General features: G+C 67.9%; 12 protein-coding genes. 8 read left to right on the top strand and 4 right to left on the bottom strand.

Features of this window, described 5'->3' with window-relative positions; all coding sequences use genetic code 11:
- Window positions 1-106: 106 nt before the first annotated feature.
- The 7 genes from CJ010_RS21735 (at window position 107) to CJ010_RS21705 (ending at window position 9,960) form a co-directional block, all read left to right on the top strand.
- Window positions 107-2,173 (top strand): acyltransferase family protein, encoded by a 2,067-nt coding sequence (locus CJ010_RS21735; protein WP_141019984.1) that lies wholly within the window; start codon window positions 107-109, stop codon window positions 2,171-2,173.
- Complete coding sequence (locus CJ010_RS21730) at window positions 2,170-4,230, top strand: acyltransferase family protein (protein WP_141019983.1); 2,061 nt, start codon at window positions 2,170-2,172, stop codon at window positions 4,228-4,230. The genes CJ010_RS21735 and CJ010_RS21730 overlap by 4 nt, the downstream gene beginning before the upstream one ends.
- Window positions 4,231-4,293: 63 nt before the next feature.
- On the top strand, window positions 4,294-6,066 hold the full coding sequence (locus CJ010_RS21725; protein ID WP_141019982.1) for a carbamoyltransferase: 1,773 nt from the start codon (window positions 4,294-4,296) through the stop codon (window positions 6,064-6,066).
- Window positions 6,059-7,189, top strand: coding sequence for a glycosyltransferase (locus CJ010_RS21720; protein WP_141019981.1), 1,131 nt, complete (start codon window positions 6,059-6,061; stop codon window positions 7,187-7,189). Before CJ010_RS21725 ends, CJ010_RS21720 begins: the two co-directional genes overlap by 8 nt.
- Window positions 7,186-8,082 carry a DUF6625 family protein gene (locus CJ010_RS21715; RefSeq protein WP_141019980.1) on the top strand — a complete coding sequence of 299 codons (897 nt, stop codon included), beginning with the start codon at window positions 7,186-7,188 and terminating at the stop codon, window positions 8,080-8,082. Before CJ010_RS21720 ends, CJ010_RS21715 begins: the two co-directional genes overlap by 4 nt.
- A 10-nt stretch (window positions 8,083-8,092) precedes the next feature.
- Window positions 8,093-9,049, top strand: coding sequence for a glycosyltransferase (locus tag CJ010_RS21710; RefSeq protein WP_141019979.1), 957 nt, complete (start codon window positions 8,093-8,095; stop codon window positions 9,047-9,049).
- A gap of 17 nt (window positions 9,050-9,066) precedes the next feature.
- Window positions 9,067-9,960 (top strand): glycosyltransferase, encoded by an 894-nt coding sequence (locus CJ010_RS21705; protein ID WP_141019978.1) that lies wholly within the window; start codon window positions 9,067-9,069, stop codon window positions 9,958-9,960.
- Here the strand turns inward: CJ010_RS21705 and CJ010_RS25660 are convergent.
- From CJ010_RS25660 to CJ010_RS21685, 4 genes are all read right to left on the bottom strand, one after another.
- Complete coding sequence (locus CJ010_RS25660; RefSeq protein WP_141019977.1) at window positions 9,930-10,592, bottom strand: CatB-related O-acetyltransferase; 663 nt, start codon at window positions 10,590-10,592, stop codon at window positions 9,930-9,932. The two genes, CJ010_RS21705 and CJ010_RS25660, sit on opposite strands and share 31 nt — an antisense overlap.
- A complete protein-coding gene (locus CJ010_RS21695) occupies window positions 10,576-11,796 on the bottom strand; it encodes an O-antigen ligase (protein ID WP_141019976.1) in 1,221 nt (406 codons plus the stop codon). The genes CJ010_RS25660 and CJ010_RS21695 overlap by 17 nt, the downstream gene beginning before the upstream one ends.
- A 93-nt stretch (window positions 11,797-11,889) precedes the next feature.
- Window positions 11,890-12,954: a hypothetical protein gene (locus CJ010_RS21690; protein ID WP_141019975.1), complete on the bottom strand. Its 1,065-nt coding sequence runs from the start codon at window positions 12,952-12,954 to the stop codon at window positions 11,890-11,892.
- Window positions 12,955-12,964: 10 nt separating this feature from the next.
- Window positions 12,965-13,603: a lipopolysaccharide kinase InaA family protein gene (locus tag CJ010_RS21685; RefSeq protein ID WP_205754839.1), complete on the bottom strand. Its 639-nt coding sequence runs from the start codon at window positions 13,601-13,603 to the stop codon at window positions 12,965-12,967.
- Window positions 13,604-13,688: 85 nt separating this feature from the next.
- Here CJ010_RS21685 and msbA point away from each other — a divergent pair, with 85 nt between their 5' ends.
- Window positions 13,689-15,509: a lipid A export permease/ATP-binding protein MsbA gene (gene msbA, locus CJ010_RS21680; protein WP_141019974.1), complete on the top strand. Its 1,821-nt coding sequence runs from the start codon at window positions 13,689-13,691 to the stop codon at window positions 15,507-15,509.
- The last annotated feature ends 2 nt before the right edge of the window (window positions 15,510-15,511 follow it).

Raw genomic sequence — 15,511 nt, 5'->3', positions numbered from 1 at the left:
GGGGCGATGGAAGGATAGCCCCTGATATTGTACGGAAAGGTATCCAAGCCGTTACAATTCAGGGTTTGCCTGTCCGATCTGCCCGTTCGCCCCGCGGGCTTCCCTTATGAGCAAGCCGACCCCCCACCTGGCCTATCGCCCCGATATCGACGGCTTGCGCGCGATTGCAGTTCTTTCCGTTGTCATCTTCCATGCGTTCCCGGCCAGCCTGCCGGGCGGTTTCGTCGGCGTGGACATCTTCTTCGTCATCTCCGGCTACCTGATCTCGTCCATCCTCTACAAAGCGCTCGCCGCCGACGGTTTCAGCTTCGCCGACTTCTATGCGCGGCGGGTGCGGCGCATCTTCCCGGCGTTGTTGCTGGTGGTGTTCGCGGTGCTGTTGATCGGCTGGACGGTGCTGTTCCCGGACGAGTATGCCCAGCTCGGCAAGCATGCCGCGGCCGGTCTCGGCTTCGTCGCCAACATCGTGCTGTGGCGGGAAACCGGCTATTTCGACAATGCGGCCGAGCTCAAGCCCTTCCTGCATCTGTGGTCGCTCGGCATCGAGGAGCAGTTCTACATCCTGTGGCCGGTGGTGGCGCTGCTGGCATGGCGTCTGCGCATCGACATGGGCCGGGTCATCGTCGCCCTGCTGGCGGCATCGCTGCTTGCCTGTGTGGCGCTCACCCTGTCGGACCGCGCGTCGAGCTACTTCCTGCCGCTGACCCGCGCCTGGGAACTGCTCGCCGGCGCACTGCTCGCCTGGCGCGGACACAGCGTCGGCGGATTGCCGGCCGTCGTCACCGGTCGTCCGGCGGACCGCATGGCGTATGCGGGGCTGGCGCTCCTGCTGCTCGCGCTCGTGTTCATCGACGAAGATTCCCATTTCCCGGGGGCCTGGGCGCTCCTGCCGGTGGTCGGTGCGGTGCTGCTGATGGCGGCCGGCCCGCAGGCGACGCTCAATCGTCATCTGTTGTCGAACCGGCTGCTGGTCGGTATCGGCCTGATCAGCTTTCCGCTTTACCTGTGGCACTGGCCCTTGTTGTCGCTGGCGCGCATCGTCTTTCCGGCACCGTCGGCCTGGTTGATCGGCGCCGCGGTGTGCCTGGCGGTCGCGCTGGCCTGGCTGACGTGGCGGCTGGTCGAACGGCCGCTCCGCCACGGCCGCGGGATGACAGTTGCGGCGCTGGCGGTGTCTGCCGTGCTGGTGGCGGGGCTGGGCGCGAGCGTGTCCAAGCGTGACGGCCTGCCTTTCCGGCTGAAGGATGCGCAGGCAGCCAAGGAGGCGGGTGCGCTCGAATGGACGGATGCGCTCGGTGCGGGCGAGGACTGTCGCCGGCTGCTGCCGGCGGGATTCCCCGGCACCTGTCTGGCCGGCGATGCGTCGCGCCCGGCCGACGCCATGCTGATCGGTGACAGCCACGCGAATCACTATTACTGGGGTCTGAGTTCGGAACTGGCGGCGATGGGCGTGAACCTGCTCCAGGTGGCCGAGGCCGGCTGTCCGCTGCTGTACGGCCTCGATGTGCACAAGAGCGATGCGCCATTGCATTGCCGCCAGATTGCGACCGCGGCGCTGGATCATGCGGTGAGCCGGCCCGAGGTGCATACCGTCTTCCTGAGCGCGCGCTGGGTTGCCGCGATGACGGGAACACAGCTCAAGGGGCTGGGTGACGAAGCCAGGCAGCTGCGGCCCCTGCTGGTCGAAGGCGGCAAGGAGATCGGCCGTGACGAGACCATCGCCCGCGCGCTGGATGGGACGCTGGCGCGTCTTGTTGCCGCCGGCAAACGGGTGGTGGTGCTGGAATCGGTGCCGGAGCTGGATTTCAACGCGCGCGAATGCATCGCGTGGACACCCAACCGCTTCGTCAGCCGGACGCCGCGCCCGGACTGTACCGTAGCCCGCGAGCTGATCGACGCCCGCGCCCGCGCCTACCGTCCCCGCCTGGCGGAGGTCTTCGCCCGCCACCCGCAGGTCGCGGTGCTGGATCCGCTGGGGCTGATGTGTGACGAGCGTGCCTGCTACGGCCGCCGCGACGGTGTGCTGCTCTACCGCGACGACGATCATCTCTCGCTGGACGGCTCGCACTGGCTGGCGCGCCAGTTGCGCCCGCAGCTGACGGCGCTGCTCGAGCGGCCGGTTGTGGCTGCCACCGGGCTGGCGATGACCGCCGCCGGTGAGGGCACGCAATGAGCCATCCCAACCCGCATCTCGCCTACCGCTCCGACATCGACGGCCTGCGAGCGGTCGCAGTCCTGTCGGTGGTGCTCTACCACGCCTTCCCGGCCTTGCTGCCGGGTGGTTTTGTCGGCGTGGACATCTTTTTCGTGATCTCCGGCTACCTGATCTCGTCCATCGTCTTCAAGGCGCTGGCCGGCGGCGAGTTCAGCTTTGCCGATTTTTACGTCCGCCGTGTGCGCCGCATCTTCCCGGCCTTGCTGCTGGTGATCGTGGTGTCGCTGGCGATAGGCTGGTCGGTGCTGCTGCCGGACGAGTACGCCCAGCTCGGCAAGCACGCAATGGCCGGCCTCGGCTTTGTCGCCAACCTGGTGTACTGGCAGGAGGCCGGCTATTTCGACACGGCGGCCGAGCTCAAGCCGCTGCTGCACCTGTGGTCGCTCGGCGTGGAAGAGCAGTTCTACATCGTCTGGCCGGTGGTGGCGGTGCTAGCCTGGCGGCTGGGGCGGCGCTTCTGGCGGGTGCTGGCGGGCCTGTTTGCCCTGTCGTTCGTGGTGAATGTCGTGTTTACGCCGCTGGCGCCGGTGGCCAGCTACTTCCTGCTGCCGGCGCGCGCCTGGGAACTGCTCGCCGGTGCGGCGCTGGCCTATCGCGTACATCGCAGCGGTCCGGTGTTCGCCAACGGGCGTCTGGCCAACCTCATGGCGCTGCTTGGCCTGGGGCTGATCCTCGCCGCCCTGCTGTTGGTGGACAAACACCGCGCCTTCCCGGGCTGGTGGGCCTTGCTGCCGGTGGGCGGTGCGGTACTGCTGATCGCAGTGGGCGATGCCGCGGCGATCAACCGCAGCGTGTTGTCGAGCAGGCTGGCGGTCTGGGTCGGCCTCATCAGCTTTCCGCTCTACCTGTGGCACTGGCCGCTGCTGGCCTTCGTCCGCATCGTGTCAGGGGAGGCCGTTTCGCACGGCGCCCTGCTGGCCGCCGTTGTGCTGGCGGTGGCCTGCGCCTGGGTCAGTTATCGCCTGGTCGAAACGCCGGTGCGGCGTGGCGGCAGTTGGCGGACGGTGGCGGCGCTGGTCACGCTCAGCCTGTTGGTGATGGGCAGCGCAGGCAACATCCTGGTGCGCGACGGCCTCGGTTTCCGCCTCAAGGACGCGCAGGCCAAGAGGGAGGCGCAGGCGCTGGACTGGCATGCAGGCCTGAAGGCCGGCCCTGATTGCGCGCCCCATCTGCCGGCCGGCCTGCCCGGACAGTGCCTGATCGCCGATCCGGCGCGGCCGCCGACGGCGATGATCATCGGCGACAGCCACGCCAATCACTATTACTGGGGGTTGAGCGAGAGCCTGCGCCAGCAAGGCGTGAACCTGGCACAGCTGGCCGACGGCGGCTGCGTGCCCCTGTATGGCATGTCCATCCTCAAGGAGGGGCGGCTGAACGACTGCCGCAAGGTGGTCAACGCGGCGATCGATCATGTGGTGGTCAACCCGGCAATCGAGACCGTTTTCCTCGGCGGACGCTGGATGGCTTACGCGTCGGGGCGTGAACTGCGCGATCCGGCGGATTACGTGTCGGACGAAACACTGGTGCTGCCGGATCGGAGCGGCAGCGCGGAAATGAGTCGCGCCCAGGTGTTCGAGGTGGCGCTGGAGGACACGCTGCGCCGGTTGACGGCGGCCGGCAAGCGGGTGGTCTTCCTGCACGCGGTGCCGGAGCTGCCCTTCAACGCCCGCGAGTGCGTGGCCTGGAATCCCAACCGCTTCGTCAGCCGTACGCCGCGGCCCGACTGCCGGGTGAGCCGGGCGCAGAGCGACGCCCGTGGCGCGGAGTTCCGGCCGCTGCTGGCGCGCATCCTGGCGAGGTATCCGCAGGTGGCGGTGTTCGACCCGGTGCCGTTGATGTGCGACGACGTGGCCTGCTATGGCCGGCGCGACGGCATGCTGCTCTATCGCGACGACGATCACCTGTCGCTCGACGGTTCCTACTGGCTGGGTCGCCGGATGGCCGCCCAGCTGCCGGATCTGCTCGCCAGCGAGGCGCAGCTTGCCGGCTCGGGAGCGGGAGCGCGCGGGTTATAATCCGCCGCTTGTTCCGCCCGGCGCCCCGGCTGCGCCGGGCGCTCCCGATCCTGAGGTTTTCCAGTGGCATTGACCATACTCGGCCTTTCCGGCGCGCTCACCCACGACCCCTCCGCCGCGCTCTACATCGACGGCAAGCTCGTCGCCGCGGCGGAAGAAGAACGCTTCGTGCGCGACAAGCACGCCAAGAACCGCATGCCCTACGAGGCGGCGCGCTTCTGTCTCGATTTCGCCGGCATCAAGCCCAAGGACGTGGACGTGGTCGCGATCCCGTTCGCGCCCATCAGCATCGCCGAGAAGGCGCGCTGGCACTACGCCAAGCGCTACTGGTACGCGCCCGACCGCGGGCTGGACGCCATTTTCGCCGGCAACCGCCGCTACTACCGCTACAAGCGCCGCATCGAGTGGTGCCTGCAGCAGCTCGGCTTCGACCTGAAGAAGGTCGAGATCGTCCCGGTCGAACACCACCTCGCCCACGCCTCCAGCGCCTATCACCTGTCCGGCTTCAAGCAGAAGACGGCGATCATGGGTATCGACGGCAAGGGCGAATACGCCACCACCTTCTTCGGCTGGGGCGAGAACGGCAAGATCCACAAGATCAAGGAGTTCTACGACCCGGATTCGCTCGGCGGCCTGTACGGCGCGCTCACCGAATACCTCGGCTTCGAGATGCTCGACGGCGAGTACAAGGTGATGGGCATGGCGCCCTACGGCGATGCGGAGAAATACGATTTCTCGCGTTTGGCCAAGTTCGAGAACGGCGAACTGGTGATCAACACCGACTACGCCAACGTGATCGGTTTCCGCCGCTACAAGGAAAAGGGCAAGGGCTATTACTTCTCGCCCAAGCTGATCGACTGGCTCGGCCCCAAGCGCGAGGGCGACATTGCCGACGACCCCTACATCCATTACGCCGCGAGCATGCAGAAGCTGTTCGAGGATCTCGCGCTGCAGATGATGGATTACTACCTCGGCGACATCCTGCGCGAGACCGGCAAGCTCGCCTTCGCCGGCGGCGGTGCGCTCAACGTCAAGCTCAACCAGAAGATCATCGCCCGCCCGGAAGTGAAGGAGCTGTTCGTGCAGCCGGCTTCCGGCGACTCCGGCACCGCGGTCGGCGCCGCGTCCTGGGTGTCGGAAGCGCGCGGCGTGGCGGTGGAGAAGATGGAGCACGTCTACCTCGGCCCCAGCTACAGCAACGAGGACGTGATCGCCGCCTGCGCCAAGCATCCGGCGCGGCCGCAGTGGCACAAGGTCGATGACGTGCCGCAGCGCATCGCCAGGATCCTCGCCGACGGCAATCCGGTGGCCTGGTTCCAGGGCCGCATGGAGTTCGGTCCGCGCGCGCTCGGCGGGCGCTCCATCCTCGGCTGCCCCAGCGCGCCGGGCGTGGCCGACCGCATCAACGAGCAGATCAAGTTCCGTGAGCGCTGGCGGCCGTTCTGCCCGAGCATGCTCGACCGCGTCGGCCCGCAGATGCTGCAGACCGCGCATCCCGCGCCCTTCATGACCTTCACCTTCGAGGTTGCCGAGGAGTGGAAGACGCGCGTGCCGGAAGTGGTGCACGAGGACGGCACCGCCCGCGCCCAGGTGTTGAAGCGCGAATACAACCCGCGCTACTACGACCTCATGGTCGAACTCGAAAAGCTCACCGGCAACGGCGTGGCGCTCAACACCTCGCTCAACCGCCGCGGCGAACCGATGATCTGCTCGCCCACCGATGCGCTCAACATGTTCTACGGCTCGGACCTCGAGTACCTGATCATGGAAGACATCCTGGTGGTCAAGCCGGGCGTGCAGCTGGAGGCCGGCGCCGCGGAGGCCAGCCTTGGCTGAGCCCCGCATCCTGCAGTTCTGCCACTGCCACTACGGCCCCTTTGCCGATGTGGCGCGGCAGTACGCGGTGCTGTTCCGCGACACGCCCTACAAGGTCACCACGGTCTACCTGACCGACCCGCCCAGCGACGAGGTGACCGCGCTGTCGGCCTCGGACGAGGTGATCTACCTCGACTACGACGGCAAGGATGTGCGCGGCCTCAAGCTCGACGCGATGCGCCGGCTGCGCGAGATCGTCGCCGCGCGCGACGTGCGCATGATCCTGGCGCACCGCTTCAAGCCCATCTTCATCTCGTGCTGGGCGACGAAATTGCCGGTGATCGGCGTGCATCACGCCTTCGGCGACTACGAGCGGCTGTCGCACCAGCTGTTCGCGCGCTGGTTCGGCAAACGTCTCGGCCTGCTCGGCGTGTCCGACGCAATCCGCGACGACATCCGCCGCGGTGTGCCGTCGTGGCCGGCGGACCGCATCGAAACCCTGCACAACCGGATCGACGTCGACGCGGTGCGCACCGAAGTACTGCCGCGCGCGGCGGCGCGTGAGCGCCTCGGCCTGCCGCAGGACGCCTATGTGATCGGCAACGTAGGCCGCCTGCATCCGGACAAGGATCAGGCCACACTGTTGCGCGCCTTCGCGCGTGCGCGGGGCTCGCTGCCCGCCGGCGCGCTGCTGGTCATCCTCGGCAAGGGGCGGCTGGAAGACAAGCTCAAGGCGCAGGCCGTCGAACTCGGCATCGCCGACGCGGTGCGCTTCCTCGGCCAGGTGCCGGAGGCGCGCCGGGCCTTCTCCGCCTTCGACCTGTTCGCGCTCAGTTCCGACCACGAGCCCTTCGGCATGGTGCTGCTGGAGGCGATGGCCGCCGGCGTGCCGGTGGTCGCCACCGACTGCGGCGGCGCGCCCGAGGTGGTGGGCGATGTCGGCAAGCTCTTCGCGCTTGGCGACGCCGCCGCGCTCGCCGGTCTGCTGACGGAGCACGCCGGCTGGAGCGAGGCGGCGCGCGCCGAGGTAGCCGGGCGCAGTCTGGCCCGCCTGCGCGCGCACTTTTCCGACGAGGCCGCGCGCCGGCGCTTTTTTGCGCTGCCCATGGTACGGGCCGCGCTGGGCGAGGTCGTGGGCGCATGAGTCAGGCCGGCGCGGCGCCCAGCATCTGCTTCGTCATCCCGTATTTCGGCAAGTGGCCGTTCTGGATGCCCTTCTTCCTCGCCGGCTGCCGCGCCAATCCGACGGTGGACTGGCTGTTGTTCTCCGACTGCGGAGAGTTGCCGGATTGCCCGCCCAATGTGCGTGTCGTCGCCACGTCCTACACGGACTACTGCGACCGGGTGTCGGCGCGCCTCGGCATCGACTTCCACCCGGCCAATCCCTACAAGCTGTGCGACCTCAAGCCGGCGCTCGGCTACATCCACGAGGTCGAGCTGGCCGGCTACGACTTCTGGGCCTTCGGCGATCTCGACCTGGTGTTCGGCGACCTGCGCGCCTACTTCACCGCCGAGCGGCTGGCGAAGAAGGACGTGTTCTCTACCCACGCCCGCCGCATCTCCGGCCACTGCTGCATCCTGCGCAACACCGCCGAGCTGCGCGAACTGTTCTTCCGCATGAAGGACTGGCGAACCCGGCTCGCCAACGGTCGCCACGAGGGCCTGGACGAGGGCGCCTTCAGCCGCATCTTCATCCGCCGCAAGAACTGGCCGGATGCGCTCGCGCGCCTGACCTGGCTGCTCAACCCCTGGTACCGCCGCGCCGAGTTCGTCGAGGCCTACAGCACGCCGGACGCCAAGGTGGCGTGGGTGGACGGCAGCCGCAACTTCCCGGCACGCTGGTTCTGGCGCCAAGGCGTGCTGACCAACGACCGCTGCAGCGGGCGTGCCTTCCCCTATGTGCATTTCCTGGTGTGGAAGGGGCGCGACTGGAAGCAGCTGGCGCCCGAGACCTTCGCCGACTACCCGCGCATTGCCCGCGAGCCGGCCTGGCAGGTGTCGGCGGACGGTTTTGCAGCGCTGACGAATGCGCTCTGACGGAGTCCCGATGAAGATCCTCTTCCTGGTGCAGAAGGACCAGCGCGTCATCCTCGACCGCCTCTACGAGGCCGTCGCCGCGCATACCGACTGCGATCTGCGCTGGCTCACCGACGAGGATCAGGCCGACCTGCGGCGCTACTTCCGCGAGCAGGTCGACACGGCGCGCTATGAGCGCATCGTGTTCTTCCTGCGCTTCAAGAAGGAGATCCGCCAGGTCGCTTTCATCCGTGGCGTGCCCAAGCTCGTCATCCTCGAGCATGACGCCTGGCAGAACTACTTCCCGTGCAAATACCGCGGCAAGTTCAGCGCGCACTACCACCGCCTGCCGGCGGCGCGGGTGCTGTGTTCCGGTTACCAGGTGACGCAGAAGCTGCGTGCCGAGGGCACCGACGCGGTGTTCGTGCCCAAGGGCTACGACCAGACCCTGCTGCGCAATCTCGGCAGTGCGCGCGACATCGAGCTCGGCTTCGTCGGCAGCACCAAGAGCGGCATCTATCGCGAGCGCAAGGCGATGCTGGACGAGATCGGCCGCCGCGAGCCGCTGATGACGGTGCGCACCGAATCCGGCGCCGACTACTGCGCGATGCTCAACCGCATCCGCTTCTTCGTCAGCGCCGACGTCGGCATGGGCGAGTACATGATCAAGAACTTCGAAGCCATGGCCTGCGGCTGCGTGCTCTTCGCCTACGACCAGGGCGAGGCCGAGAATCGCGCGCTCGGCTTCGAGGACATGAAGAACCTCGTGCTCTACCGCAGCGTGGACGAGTTGCAGGCCAAGCTCGCCCGCCTGCGCGCCGAGCCGGCGCTGGCCGAAAGCATCGCCGCCGCCGGCCAGGCCCTGGTCGAGCGCGAGTACAGCTTCGAGCGCATCGGCCAACGCATCGCCGCCGCGCTGCATCCGGCGCTGCGCCCGGCGCAGCCGCCCGGCCTGTGGGAAAGCCTGCGCCTCGCCCTGCGCTTCTGACTTCCGGAACCCTGCCCATGGACAAGGACGCCGCCCAGCCGCTGGTGACCGTCATCATCGCCTCGTACAACCACGCGCCCTACATCGAGGCTTCGATCGAAAGCGTGCTGGCGCAGAGCTGGCCGCAGATCGAGCTGCTGGTGATCGACGACGGTTCTACCGACGACAGCGTGGCCCGTATCCGCCGCCTGCAGGAACAGCACGGTTTCGACTTCCGCGAGCAGCGCAACAAGGGCCTCACCCGCACGCTCAATGAATCGATCGCGCGCGCCCGCGGCAGCCTGATCGCGCCCTTCGGTTCGGACGACATCATGCTGCCCGGGCGCATCGCGACCCAGGTCGCCTACCTGGCGGACAAGCCGGAAGTCGGCATCTGCGGCGGCAACATCGAATTCATCCATGCCGACGGTACGCCCTACCCGGATGCCGAGCAGAAGCAGCGCGACCTCGGTCCCCAGCACATCGACTTCGACGACGTCTTCCTCGACCGCAAGCCCATTCCGCCGACGGCGACGCTGATGTTCCGCAAGGAGGCGCTGGAAAAGGTGGGCGGCTTCAACCCGGAGATCCGCCTGGAAGACGTGTACATCTGGCTGCGGATCACCCATGCCGGCTACTACATCGACCGTATCCCGAAGTTGATGGCGCAGTACCGCAAGCATCCGACCAACACCTACAAGAACCTGCGCTTCATGGCCGACAGCCTGTTGCGCACCTATGCCGATTACGCCGACCATCCGGCCTACGCCCAGGTGCGCAACAGGCTGATCAATTCGCTGTTCGTGAAGGCGGCCGACCGCGACAAGGCGCTCGCGCGCGAGCTGCTCGGCAAGCTGCCGCTGTCCGGCTGGAACGGCAAGACCGTGCGCGGGCTGCTGCGCTACGCCTTCTCGTCCGTGGCCAAGGGCTGATTGCCGCGCCGGCGGGCATAGGCGAGGAAGTCGTCCAGCCGGTCCGAGCACAGCAGCGGCGAAATGCGGCGCACCTCGGCTTCCGGCCAGTTCCACCATGCGCTTTCCAGCAGCGCCGCGCGGGTCGCCTCGTCGAAGCGCCAGCGCACCACCCGCGCCGGGTTGCCGGCGACGATGGCATAGGGTTCGACATCGCGGGTGACGACGGCCTGCGCCGCCACCACCGCGCCGTGGCCGACGGTGACGCCGGACAGGATGGTGCAGCCCATGCCCAGCCAGACATCGCTGCCTATCACCACGTCGCCGCGGGTGCCGCCGTAGTCGGGAACATGGCGCGCTTCCTCGATGAAGCCGGGAAAGGGATAGCAGCTCACCCAGTCGGTACGATGGCCGCCGCCGAGCAGGATGTTCACGCCGTCGGCGATGGAGCAATAGGCGCCGATCTTCAGCGTGCTGCCCTCGTGCCAGTCGTGCACCCGGGGCATGCCGTAGGTGCCCAGCCCGATCTCGTAGTCCGGGTAGCGGGCGCGGAACTTCTCCTGGCCGCGGTAGAACTTCGGCGTGCGCTTGCGCCCGAAGCGGCGGTGCCACCAGGCCTTGAGGCCGCCGCGGGCCTCAGCCGGCGTGCTCATCGGTCTTCCGCGTGGCGATCGCGGCGGCAAGCAGGGAAAGCGGAATCCAGACCAGGAACCAGTGCTCCTTTGGCCGCGACAGGTAGGAAATCCCTTCGGTAAGGCTGGCGACCAGCCCGGATGCCACCGCCACCGCACAGATGAGCACGGCCGGGTCGCGCCGGTAGCGCCAGGCCGAGACGAAGGCCGCCGCGTACATCACCAGCCATAGTGCCAGGCCGACGATGCCCTGCTGCCGCAGCACGGCCAGCAGCATGTTGTGCGGGTTGGGGAACTTCTCGGCCACGCCCGGCACCTCGAGCATGATGTAGGCGTCGTAGCCGTAGCCCAGCCAGGGGCGCAGGCTGACTTCGCGCATCGTTTCCGCCCAGATCTGCGGCCGCAGCGACAGGCCGCGCTGGGTGAAGACATCGGGCACCAGCACCAGCACCAGCAGCGCAGCGGCGAGCAGGACAGCGCAGGCCATGGCGCCGCGGCGGTTGGCGGCCAGCACCGCCGCGGTGACGACGGCGGCGCCTGCTGCGGCCAGCCCGCCGCGTGAGGCGGTGGCGAGGATGACGGCACCGATCAGCGCGAGCGCGATCGCCTTCCAGGGGCGGCCGGCGTTGCCCTCCACGATCCAGGCGGCGATGCAGATCGCCATGAAGAACCCGAACACGTGGGCGGTGAGGATGGGGTTGGAGAGCGCGCGATAGCCTTCGAAACGGGCGGTCTGTTCGCCGACGAAAAGCACCAGCGATACCGCACCGACCAGGCAGGCGACGGCGGTTGCAAGCTGCAGCAAGGTCTTCATCCGCGCCCGGCTCGCCAGCGCGACCTGCGTCGTCGCGGCGAACAGCAACAGGAGGTACATGGGGCGCTTGAGCAGGGAGCCCAGCGATTTGTCGGTATCCGACCACGCGATGCTGAGCATCACATAGCCGGCGAAGGCGATGAAGGCGAGGAAGATGGGCGAGCGCAGCAGTGCGTCGCGGGCGTCGCGCTTGATCAGCAGCAGCAGGAAGGCGGGAAAGGCCACCAGCGCATAGAACAGGGTGTGGTATTCGGGGCGCTCTTCTGCCCACAGCATGCCGGTGAGCAGCACCAGCAGGCCGAGCGGCAGGATGCGGCTTTCCAGCCACTGCGCGGTGCGCAGGCGCAGTGGCGAAGGCTTGCCGCTGCGGGCGACCGGGTTCGGGTCTGTGGTGGTGGCGGGTTCTGTCATCAGGTTTCGTCTCGTGCTTGCGCTGCCGGAGGGTTGGCCATGTGTCGGCTGCCGGCAAGTCTGCGAGTGCTTCAAGGAGTTATCGCCAGGGCTTCATATGAGCCCGCGCTGGTGCAGGTGCTTGCGGATCCGCTTCCCGTCGCTGCCGAGCAGGCGGCGCAATACCGGTCCGTCCAGCCAGCGCGTCAGTTCGGTTGGGCTGCCGCTGTCGCTGTCGCGCTCGCGCAGGTTGGTCACGGCCTTTTCCCACCACACCGGCCCGCAGGCGCGGTCGAATTCGTTGGCATAAGGGTAGCAGCCGTAGAGCAGCTCGCGGCCGAACTGCTGCTGGGCGCCCGGCAGCAAGGCCGTGCCCAGCTTGATGCGCAGCCGGGTCGGCAGCGGCGGCCGCGGCAGTGCGTCGGTGACCGCCATGGTGTCGTCCAGCGCGGCCGGGCTGAGCGGCGCAGTGCGGTGCTTGGCCAGCCAGGCGTCGATCTTGGCGCGAAAGATCTGCTTGCGGCTCCAGTAGTGGTGGATTTCGGTCGGACATTCGGCGAGTGCCATGCGCGCTTCGTCGCGGGCCACCGCCAGCACGAACTCCTCCAGCGTGTAGGCGCCTTCGGCGAACGGAAAGAGTTCGTCCATCAGTTCGAGCGAGCGCTCGAGTACCGCGACGTCGGCACGGTCCAGCCCGATCACGCCGGAGTTGAGCAGCGCCATGTCGTCCGCGGCGAGGCCGCGCGCCTGCAGCCGCGCGGCGAGCGTGCGGTAGAGCGTCGCTTCAGACTGCGCGCCGTAGCGCCCGCCGATGCGGTTGCACAGCAGGGTGCCGGGCCGGACGTGCTCGAACAGCGCCAGCGGCGAGCGGTGGAAAAAGGTGTCGGTGTCGATCAGCACCACGCGCCCGGCGCTGGCGAGCGTGTCGCGCAGGACGACGTGCTTGGCACGGAAGTGGTAGCCGTGCGGTTCGCACCAGTGCCGCAGGGTCGCGGCGTCGAGCGGCATGATCGTGACCGGCAGGCCTTCATAGGGCGCGGGCGCGTCGGTGCAGACGCGGATCTCCAGGGCTGCGTCCGGCGTTTCGCGCAGGCGGGCAAAGGCACTGGCGATGCTGAACACCGCCTCGCGGTGGTAGGTGTCGGCGCCGTAGACGAGATAGAGCAGGGTAGCGGTCATCGCGACATCCTCAGGGCGAGAGCTGGTAGCCGGAGGCGCGGTTGTAGGCGGAGAAGAAGCTGCCGCCGGCGCACAGCCAGGCGGTTTCCTCGGGGTAGCGCAGCAGGTGCTTCATGTTGCGCGTACGCAGCAGGCGGCCGAGGCTGCGCCGGCGCGGGCTCATGTCGGCGAGGTCGATCAGGCCGAGCGCGCCGTCCGGCGTCAGCACGATGTTGCCCAGGTGCAGCGAGCGGAAATACACGCCGAGTCCGTGCAGGCGGGCGACGAATTCGCCCAGCGCCAGGCGCAGGCGTTCGGATGCGGCGGCGTCCGGGCCGTCCTTGACGATGTGGCGCAGGGTGCGGCCGGCGAGCGGGCGGTAGTGGATGGCGTCGCGGTCGATCGCGGCGATGCGGTAGAGCGCGATCAGCGTCGGACAGGGAACGCCGCGCTGCACCAGCGCATCGATGTTGTCGGCGAAGCGGCGGGCGTAGGGGTAGAAGGTTGCCGAGGTGAGCAGGCGCTTGCGCCGGAACAGCTTCACATAGGTGTCGTCCGGCAGCAGCAGCACCTTGTCGCCGTAGCGGTCGGCCTCGATGATGCGGGCGCCCTCGCGCAGTCTGAGATAGTCCTCGTGTGCCAGCGTGCGCATCGGTGCCTTCGTCTTCATGGGGCGCGATTCTATCGCGGCACCGCCACATTGGCGCGAACCTGTGCGTGGTAGCATCGCCCGTTTCTCAGATCGGGACCGTTCCATGTCCGCCGTCGATGCGCCGACCGCATCCAGCCTGAAGATCTATCTCCGCCTGCTGACCTATGTGCGCCCCTACATCGGTCAGTTCGCGCTCAGCATTGTCGGTTTCCTCATCTTCGCCTCGTCGCAGCCCATGCTGGCCGGCGTGCTGAAGTATTTCGTCGATGGCCTCAACGACGCCAGCGCCACGCCCTTCGCCGCGGTGCCGCTGCTGGAAGGCCTGCCGCTGATGACGGCGGTGCCGGTGCTGATCATCCTCATCGTCACCTGGCAGGGCTTCGGCTCCTACCTCGGCAACTACTTCCTCGCCCGCGTCTCGCTCGGGCTGGTGCAGGACCTGCGCCTGGCCCTGTTCGACAGCCTGCTCAGGCTGCCCAACCGCTACTTCGACCAGCACAACTCCGGCCACCTGATCTCGCGCATCACCTTCAACGTCACCATGGTGACCGGCGCCGCGACCGATGCGATCAAGGTGGTGATACGCGAAGGCTTCACCGTGGTCTTCCTGTTCGGCTACCTCCTGTGGATGAACTGGAAGTTGACCCTGGTGATGGTCGCCATCCTCCCGGTGATCGGCGTGCTGGTCGGCAGCGCCAGCCGCAAGTTCCGCAAGCAGGCCAAGAAGATCCAGGTGGCGATGGGCGACCTCACCCACGTCGCCTCGGAGACCATCCAGGGCTACCGGGTGGTGCGAAGCTTCGGCGGCGAGGATTACGAATCGCGCCGTTTCCGCGCCGCGAGCGAGGACAACACCGCCAAGCAGCTGCGCATGGTCAAGACTTCGTCCACCTACACGCCGACGCTGCAGTTCGTCACCTATAGCGCGATGGCGGTGGTGCTGTTCCTGGTGCTGTGGCTGCGCGGCGACGCCACTCCGGGCGATCTGGTCGCCTACATCTCCGCCGCGGGCCTGCTGCCCAAGCCCATCCGCCAGTTGTCCGAGGTGAGTTCCACCATCCAGCGCGGCGTCGCCGGCGCCGAGAGCATCTTCGAGCAGCTCGACGAGACGCCGGAAACCGACCGCGGCACGGTGGAGCGCGAACGGGTCGATGGCCGGCTGGAAGTGCGCAAGCTGAGCTTTCGCTACCCAGGCACCGACCGCCTGGTGCTCGACGACGTCACCTTCAGCGTCGAACCCGGTCAGATGGTGGCGCTGGTGGGCCGTTCGGGCAGCGGCAAATCCACGCTCGCCAACCTGGTGCCGCGCTTCTACCACCACGAGCAGGGCCAGATCCTGATCGACGGCGTCGACGTCGAGGACTACACGCTGCGCAACCTGCGCCGCCACATCGCGCTGGTGACCCAGCAGGTGACCTTGTTCAACGACACCGTGGCCGACAACATCGCTTACGGCGATCTCGCCGGGGTGCCGCGGGCCGACATCGAGGCCGCCGCCGAGGCCGCCTATGCGCGCGAATTCATCGACCGGCTGCCGCAGGGTTTCGACACCGTGGTCGGCGAGAACGGCGTGATGTTGTCGGGCGGCCAGCGCCAGCGCCTGGCGATCGCGCGCGCGCTGCTCAAGGACGCGCCCATCCTCATTCTCGACGAGGCCACCTCGGCGCTCGACACCGAATCCGAGCGCCACATCCAGGCCGCGCTCGACCGCGCCATGCGCGGGCGTACCACACTGGTGATCGCGCACCGGCTATCGACCATCGAGAAGGCCGACGTGATCATGGTGATGGATCAGGGCCGCATCGTCGAACGCGGCAGCCACGCCGAACTGCTCGCCGGCGGCGGCCACTATGCCCGCCTGCACGCGATGCAGTTCCGCGACGAGATGAGCGGCGAGGACGAGGCGCAGGCCGACATCGCCTGATA

Origin of the sequence: Azoarcus sp. DD4, assembly GCF_006496635.1 — a bacterium.
GTDB lineage: Bacteria > Pseudomonadota > Gammaproteobacteria > Burkholderiales > Rhodocyclaceae > Azoarcus.
This window is presented reverse-complemented; position numbering and strand designations above follow the sequence as displayed.

What these genes read in the sequence shown, in the direction of transcription:
- CJ010_RS21735 (WP_141019984.1), top strand. Translation starts at nt 107, where the DNA reads ATGAGCAAGCCGACCCCCCACCTGGCCTATCGCCCCGATATCGACGGC.
- CJ010_RS21730 (WP_141019983.1), top strand. Translation starts at nt 2,170, where the DNA reads ATGAGCCATCCCAACCCGCATCTCGCCTACCGCTCCGACATCGACGGC.
- CJ010_RS21715 (WP_141019980.1), top strand. Translation starts at nt 7,186, where the DNA reads ATGAGTCAGGCCGGCGCGGCGCCCAGCATCTGCTTCGTCATCCCGTAT.
- CJ010_RS21710 (WP_141019979.1), top strand. Translation starts at nt 8,093, where the DNA reads ATGAAGATCCTCTTCCTGGTGCAGAAGGACCAGCGCGTCATCCTCGAC.
- CJ010_RS21705 (WP_141019978.1), top strand. Translation starts at nt 9,067, where the DNA reads ATGGACAAGGACGCCGCCCAGCCGCTGGTGACCGTCATCATCGCCTCG.
- CJ010_RS25660 (WP_141019977.1), bottom strand. Translation starts at nt 10,592, where the DNA reads ATGAGCACGCCGGCTGAGGCCCGCGGCGGCCTCAAGGCCTGGTGGCAC.
- CJ010_RS21695 (WP_141019976.1), bottom strand. Translation starts at nt 11,796, where the DNA reads ATGACAGAACCCGCCACCACCACAGACCCGAACCCGGTCGCCCGCAGC.
- CJ010_RS21690 (WP_141019975.1), bottom strand. Translation starts at nt 12,954, where the DNA reads ATGACCGCTACCCTGCTCTATCTCGTCTACGGCGCCGACACCTACCAC.
- CJ010_RS21685 (WP_205754839.1), bottom strand. Translation starts at nt 13,603, where the DNA reads ATGAAGACGAAGGCACCGATGCGCACGCTGGCACACGAGGACTATCTC.
- msbA (WP_141019974.1), top strand. Translation starts at nt 13,689, where the DNA reads ATGTCCGCCGTCGATGCGCCGACCGCATCCAGCCTGAAGATCTATCTC.